This window comes from Acidimicrobiia bacterium (assembly GCA_016650365.1).
Taxonomy (GTDB): domain Bacteria; phylum Actinomycetota; class Acidimicrobiia; order Spongiisociales; family JAENVV01; genus JAENVV01.
Window position 1 is genome coordinate 1 of record JAENVV010000239.1, and the last position, 5,675, is coordinate 5,675.

At 59.7% G+C, this 5,675-nt stretch carries 5 protein-coding genes and 1 tRNA gene; 4 read left to right on the forward strand and 2 right to left on the reverse strand.

Annotated features, from left to right (window positions below; genetic code table 11):
* Nucleotides 1–1,281: S9 family peptidase (locus JJE47_13830; protein MBK5268504.1), on the forward strand; the 1,281-nt coding region annotated here is incomplete at its 5' end.
* Between the two features lie 64 nt (nucleotides 1,282–1,345).
* On the opposite strand, the gene JJE47_13835 is transcribed toward JJE47_13830, so the two are convergent.
* Nucleotides 1,346–2,077 carry a VIT1/CCC1 transporter family protein gene (locus JJE47_13835; GenBank protein MBK5268505.1) on the reverse strand — a complete coding sequence of 244 codons (732 nt, stop codon included), beginning with the start codon at nucleotides 2,075–2,077 and terminating at the stop codon, nucleotides 1,346–1,348.
* Between the two features lie 120 nt (nucleotides 2,078–2,197).
* Here JJE47_13835 and JJE47_13840 point away from each other — a divergent pair, with 120 nt between their 5' ends.
* The 3 genes from JJE47_13840 (at nucleotide 2,198) to JJE47_13850 (ending at nucleotide 5,237) form a co-directional block, all read left to right on the forward strand.
* Nucleotides 2,198–3,964: a DNA primase gene (locus JJE47_13840; GenBank protein ID MBK5268506.1), complete on the forward strand. Its 1,767-nt coding sequence runs from the start codon at nucleotides 2,198–2,200 to the stop codon at nucleotides 3,962–3,964.
* Nucleotides 3,954–5,093, forward strand: coding sequence for an RNA polymerase sigma factor RpoD (gene rpoD / locus JJE47_13845; GenBank protein MBK5268507.1), 1,140 nt, complete (start codon nucleotides 3,954–3,956; stop codon nucleotides 5,091–5,093). Before JJE47_13840 ends, rpoD begins: the two co-directional genes overlap by 11 nt.
* A gap of 71 nt (nucleotides 5,094–5,164) precedes the next feature.
* A tRNA-Asn gene (locus JJE47_13850) sits at nucleotides 5,165–5,237 on the forward strand.
* Nucleotides 5,238–5,253: 16 nt separating this feature from the next.
* Here JJE47_13850 and JJE47_13855 read toward each other — a convergent pair.
* The gene (locus JJE47_13855) at nucleotides 5,254–5,598 is read right to left on the reverse strand and encodes a tyrosine-type recombinase/integrase (GenBank protein MBK5268508.1); all 345 of its coding nucleotides are present in this window, start codon (nucleotides 5,596–5,598) and stop codon (nucleotides 5,254–5,256) included.
* Between the last annotated feature and the right edge of the window lie 77 nt (nucleotides 5,599–5,675).

The window sequence follows — 5,675 nt, forward strand, 5'->3', positions numbered from 1 at the left end:
CTCGCCGGAGATCCGGTGGTGGGTGATCCGGATGAGTTCGGTTTCCATCGTCTCTTTGACGCCTTCGATGCTGCCTACCACTTCGTACATTCCGATGGTTCCAAGTTCTACGTCCAAACGAACAAGGATGCCCCCCGGTCGAAGGTGATCAGCTTCGATGTCGCGTCAGGCCAGGTTGAGTCGGTCATCGCCGAGGCCGACGACCCATTGGAAGCGACTGCGGTGGTTGGGGGCCGCCTGGTGGCCAATTATCTGCATGATGCCTATTCACGTCTGGCGATCTTTGCCCTCGACGGCACCTTTATGCACGATATCGACCTTCCTTCGATGGGTTCGGTGGCTGAGATGGCCGGACGGGCCGAAGACGAAGACCTGTTCATCAACTTTCAGTCTCATCTCGATGCGCCGGCCATCCTGCGGTACAACGTGGCCTCTCGGGAAACCACCTCGTTCCACGCATCAACCGCCGAGTTCGACCGGGAGTTGTTTGTTACCCGCCAGGTATTCGCCACAGCTGACGACGGGGCCCAGCTTCCGATATTCCTGACGCATCGCAGGGACGTCAGCCAGCCAGCTCCCACGGTCATGTATGGCTATGGCGGTTTCAATATTGCGGTGACTCCGACCTTTTCGCCTGCTCGAATTGCTCTCTTGGAGGCGGGAGCCGTGTTCGCGTCAACCGTTCTGAGAGGGGGGTCGGAGTTCGGCGAGAGCTGGCATGAGGCCGGGATGCTCACGCGCAAACAACGAGTGTTCGATGATTTTGCCCAGTGTGGTGAGTTTCTTGTTGCTTCGGGAGTGACGACTCCCGACCAGCTTGGGATCTTCGGAGGTTCGAACGGTGGTTTGCTGACTGCAGTCAGCGTGCTGCAACGACCCGAACTGTTCGGGGCCGTGGTCTCGGCCGTACCGGTCACCGATATGTTGCGGTTCCACCACTTCACGGCTGGCCGGTATTGGACCCCCGAATATGGCAACGCTGACGAAGACCCCGAACAGTTCGCCTCGATGCTCGGCTATTCACCGCTTCACACCGTGGATCCGAATGGCAGCTTCCCGCCGATTCTTATCACGACTGCCGAATTCGATGATCGGGTGGTTCCGATGCATTCGTTCAAATGGGGGGCTGCCATGCAGGCGGTTGTATCGAGCGAATCACCGGTCCTCATCCGAATCGATCGCCGGGCGGGCCACGGTCTCGGCAAACCGACCACCAAGCAGATCGAGGAAGCGGCCGATATTTACGGGTTCTTCCTCCACCACTTGAAGGAACACGGGTGAGGAGAGCCTCGCCGAATTAGAAGTTCGCCGAACTAGAAGTTTGCCGGACTAGAAGTTCGCTGGACTAGAAGTTCGCTTGGTACCAGACGCCGACGAAATAGGAGACACCGGCACCGATGGTCGCCAGGATCAGGTTCTCGAGTCCCGCTCTGAGCCAATGACCGCGGGTGGCGAAGGTTTTGCCTGCGCCAACCACAAAGAGGGCTACTCCGGAAAGTGCTCCCGCCCACAGGAGGCCGGTGCGGGGAGCCACGTCGAACATGAACGGTATGACCGACGTCGATGCCCCGGTCAGGAAGAGACCACCGGACACGCTCATGGCGACGTATGGATTGCGGCGGTATTCGTCGACGAACCCGAACTCCAGCGCCATCATTATCTTCATGAGGGATTCGTCATCCTGGTCGTATGCGGCAACGACCTGCTCGGAAAGTTCTCCACTCAGCCCGGTCTCGACGAACATTTCCTTGAGTTCTTCGAGTTCATACTTCCGGTGAAACTTGATGTGTTCCCGCTCGAGAGCGACTTCACCGTGGAAGACCTCTTCCTGGGCTTTGGTGGCAATGTACTCACCGACGCCCATCGAAATCGCCCCGGCTATGGCACCGGCCACGGCGGTGAGGAGAACCGTCCTCGTGTCGAGTGCGCCACCCACCACGCCGGCTACGAGGAGGAACATGGAAACGAGGCCGTCGTTGACCCCGAGGATGATGTCGCGCCAGTATTCGCGCGACGAACCAAGGTGATCAACGTACGGGGGGACGCCAGGGGCGGGTTTTGGGAGTTCGATGGCCATGAAATCTGCATCCTAGAACGGTGGGACCGCGCACTGAATTCGTTCGGCGGACGGTGTTCTCGTTTTCGCCAACTTCTGTCACGGCTATCGTGAGACCTCTGGCGAACTCCGGGTAGAGGTATGGCCTACGACCGCGATGACATCGAGAAGATCAGGCAGGCTACGTCGATTATCGACCTGGTCCAGGCTGTCACGAGCGTCAAGAAGACCGGACGTTCGCATAAGGCGATTTGTCCGTTCCATCAGGAGAAAACGCCTTCGATGTCGCTTGACCCAGCCCGCGGCTTCTATCACTGTTTCGGCTGCGGGGCCGGCGGTGACATCTTCAAATTTGTTCAGGAAACTCAGGGTCTCGACTTCTCCGAAGCGGTGGAACTCCTCGCCCGTCAGGCCGGGGTGACGTTGCGGGTTGACCCGCAAGCCGCCCAACGTCGGGGCGAGCGGCATCGACTGATCGACGCCGTTGAGGCGGCGGTCGACTTCTACAACGAACGTCTCAAGACCGGCGATGATGCCGGGGCAGCCCGGTCATATCTGCGGGGCAGGGGCTACGACGGAGACGTCGTCGACGAGTTTGAGCTGGGATTCTCGCCATCGGACAGCCGGACCGACCTGGTCCGGCATCTGAAGAAGGCAGGTTTCAAGGACCAGGGCCTCATCGGGGCCGGGCTGGCCAGGAAGTCCCAGCGCGGAGCGGTAATCGACTGGTTCCACGGGCGTGTCATGTTTCCGATTAGAGATGTCAAAGGCGATGCAGTTGGCTTTGGTGCCAGGCTCCTGGAAGGCGAAGGCCCCAAGTACCTGAACACACCGGAAACCAAGCTCTATTCGAAGGCGAAGCTGCTGTATGGCCTCGACAAGGCCCGCAAGGAGATCACCCTCAATCGACTGGCGATTGTCGTTGAGGGTTACACAGACGTCATCGCCCTCCATCGAGCGGGGATGCCTCTCGCCGTTGCGTCGTGCGGTACGGCACTCGGTGAAGACCATTTCGACCTGCTCAGGCGCTTCACGGATGTGATCGTGCTGGCCTTCGACGCCGATCAGGCCGGGGCTGGAGCGGCCATCCGGGGAGACGAACTCCACCTCCCCGCCGAACTCGGCTTGGATCTGCGGGTGGCTCGCATGCCAGAAGGCCGGGATCCGGCCGACATGGTCCAGGACGGCGATGCGTCCTCGTTGCGAAAGGCTATTGACGATTCGATCCCACTGCTGATGTTTCGGCTTGACAGTGAGGTTCGGAATCATCGCCTGAATGAGCCGGAAGGCCGGGCGAGGGCGGTGAGGGCATGCGCAGAAATCGTCGGACGGCTCAGCGATAAGGTGGCCAGGGCCGAATACGCTCGCTACATCGTCCGTCTTACCGGCGTTGATGCCGCGGCGGTAACCGAAGCCGTCGAGCAAGCCGCTCGTGGTCGGAAAGGTACGAGCACAGGTGCTGCCAAACCTGTCGCATCGGCGACGCCGGTCCGGGATTTCCCTCCTCCCCGTACCGGCGCCGAGCGCCTCGAGCGTGAGGTTCTTCGATTGTTGGTTTCGAATCATCTTGGTGAGGTCGTGGTGGACCCCGATTGGATCGGGAGGGCCGACTATCGGGAGGTATTTGAGATCCTGGCCACACAGCGGACGGAAACCGATAGGGTGGATATCAACGCGGTGCAAGACCAGGGGATTCGTAGTTTTTTGATGACCATCATGTTGGACGACCCGCCTGAAGGGGATCCACAAGAAATCGCCACCGCGGTACACATTCAGGCTATCGACCGCCAGATTGCCGATCTGACGGCGCAATTGGATCAAGTTACGCCACAGGAGTATTCACAGCTGCAGTACAAGTTGATAGCGTTGGAGAAACAAAAGCGGGAGCTTGGTTCGCATGGGGATTAACGAACTCGTTGAAGCGCTGATCAAACGCGGCCAGCAGCGCGGCTTTCTCACTGCCGCCGAGGTGCAACAAGATCTTGAGGATGCCGAGGCGCCCCCCGAGGCCTTCGACGTCGTGTTCGAGCGGCTGTCGGCGGCGAAAGTCAAGGTTTCCGAGGATGGACCCGAGAACTTTTTGGTTCCGTTCTCCGAGGACGACCACATTTCGCTCTCCGACCCGGTTCGTATGTACCTCCAGGAGATTGGTCGGGTTGCTCTGCTGACGGCACAGCAAGAAGTTGAGCTGGCGATGGCGATTGAGGCCCGCAAACGGGCGGTCGAGAAGCTCGAACAGCCCGGGTTTGGGATGGAAGACCTGACGGTCGAGGACAAGGTCATCCTGGATCGCACGATTCGTCACGGTGACCGCTCAGAAAAACGTTTGGTCGAGGCGAACCTGCGACTCGTTGTGTCGATCGCCAAGAAGTACGTTGGTCGCGGTATGGCGCTGCTGGATCTTATCCAGGAGGGCAACCTTGGCCTCATGCGAGCCGTCGAGAAGTTTGACTACCGAAAGGGATTCAAGTTCTCAACCTATGCGACCTGGTGGATCCGTCAGGCAGTGACCCGAGCTCTCGCCGATCAAGCACGGACCATCCGGGTGCCGGTTCACATGGTGGAAACCATCAACAAACTTGCCCAAACCCAGCGGGCGTTGCTCCAGGACCTCGGGCGTGAACCAACCATCCAGGAAATCGCCGCCGAAATGGAAGTTGACGAGGACCGGGTGAGCGAACTCCAAAAGATCGCCCAAAGTCCTGTTTCGTTGGAGACGCCGCTCGGCGAAGAAGATGACTCGACGCTCGGCGACTTCGTTGAGGACACCGAAGCCGTTGTTCCGGTTGAGGCCGCCTCTTTCAAGTTGCTTCAGGAGTACATGGCCCACGCCCTCGAAGATCTCAACGAACGAGAGCGCACGGTTCTCATCATGCGATACGGTCTCGACGACAACCCACCCCGCACGCTGGAGCAGGTTGGCAACCATTTCAACGTCACCAGGGAACGAGTCCGCCAGTTGGAGACGAAGGCGTTGGCCAAACTCCGGCATCCCGCCCGCTCGAAGAAACTCGAAGGCTTCCTGGGCGACGCCTAGCGAGGTTCACCAGGACCGTTGACGGACTGTCTGGAAGGGTCTGCTACTGTTGCGACTCGCAAACGCGACCTTCCGGGGTAGCTCAATTGGCAGAGCGTCGGACTGTTAATCCGTAGGTTGTGAGTTCGAGTCTCACCCCCGGAGCACCCAAAACCCCTGCTCAGCGGGGGTTTTGGCCTATCCGGGGTAGGTCGATAATTTCGCCCGGGACGCGCTCAGGACGCGATTTAATCGCGGAGTGGGTGTCGAGACGGTCCATGACTTCGGCGAGGTCACCTTCGAATAGGTGCGTGTATGTGTTCAATGTGACGGACGCATTGCGATGTCCGAGTTGTTGTTGGATGGCTTTGGCGTCGGCTCCGGCTGCCCGCATCAGCGACGCGCAGGTGTGTCGTAGGTCGTGGGGGGTGATCTCTGCGAGGTCGTGGCCGGCCCGCTGACGGGCAGGGCTCCGACCTTGCCCTCGGCCGCTAACCCGCAACCACGAAACGTGGCAACCCAATATCTGGGATCAGCGGCATATTGCCGGTTATGGGCGGGCGGATTCCGAGCGTCGGACGGTTCAGCCACGTTCGTGCTCCA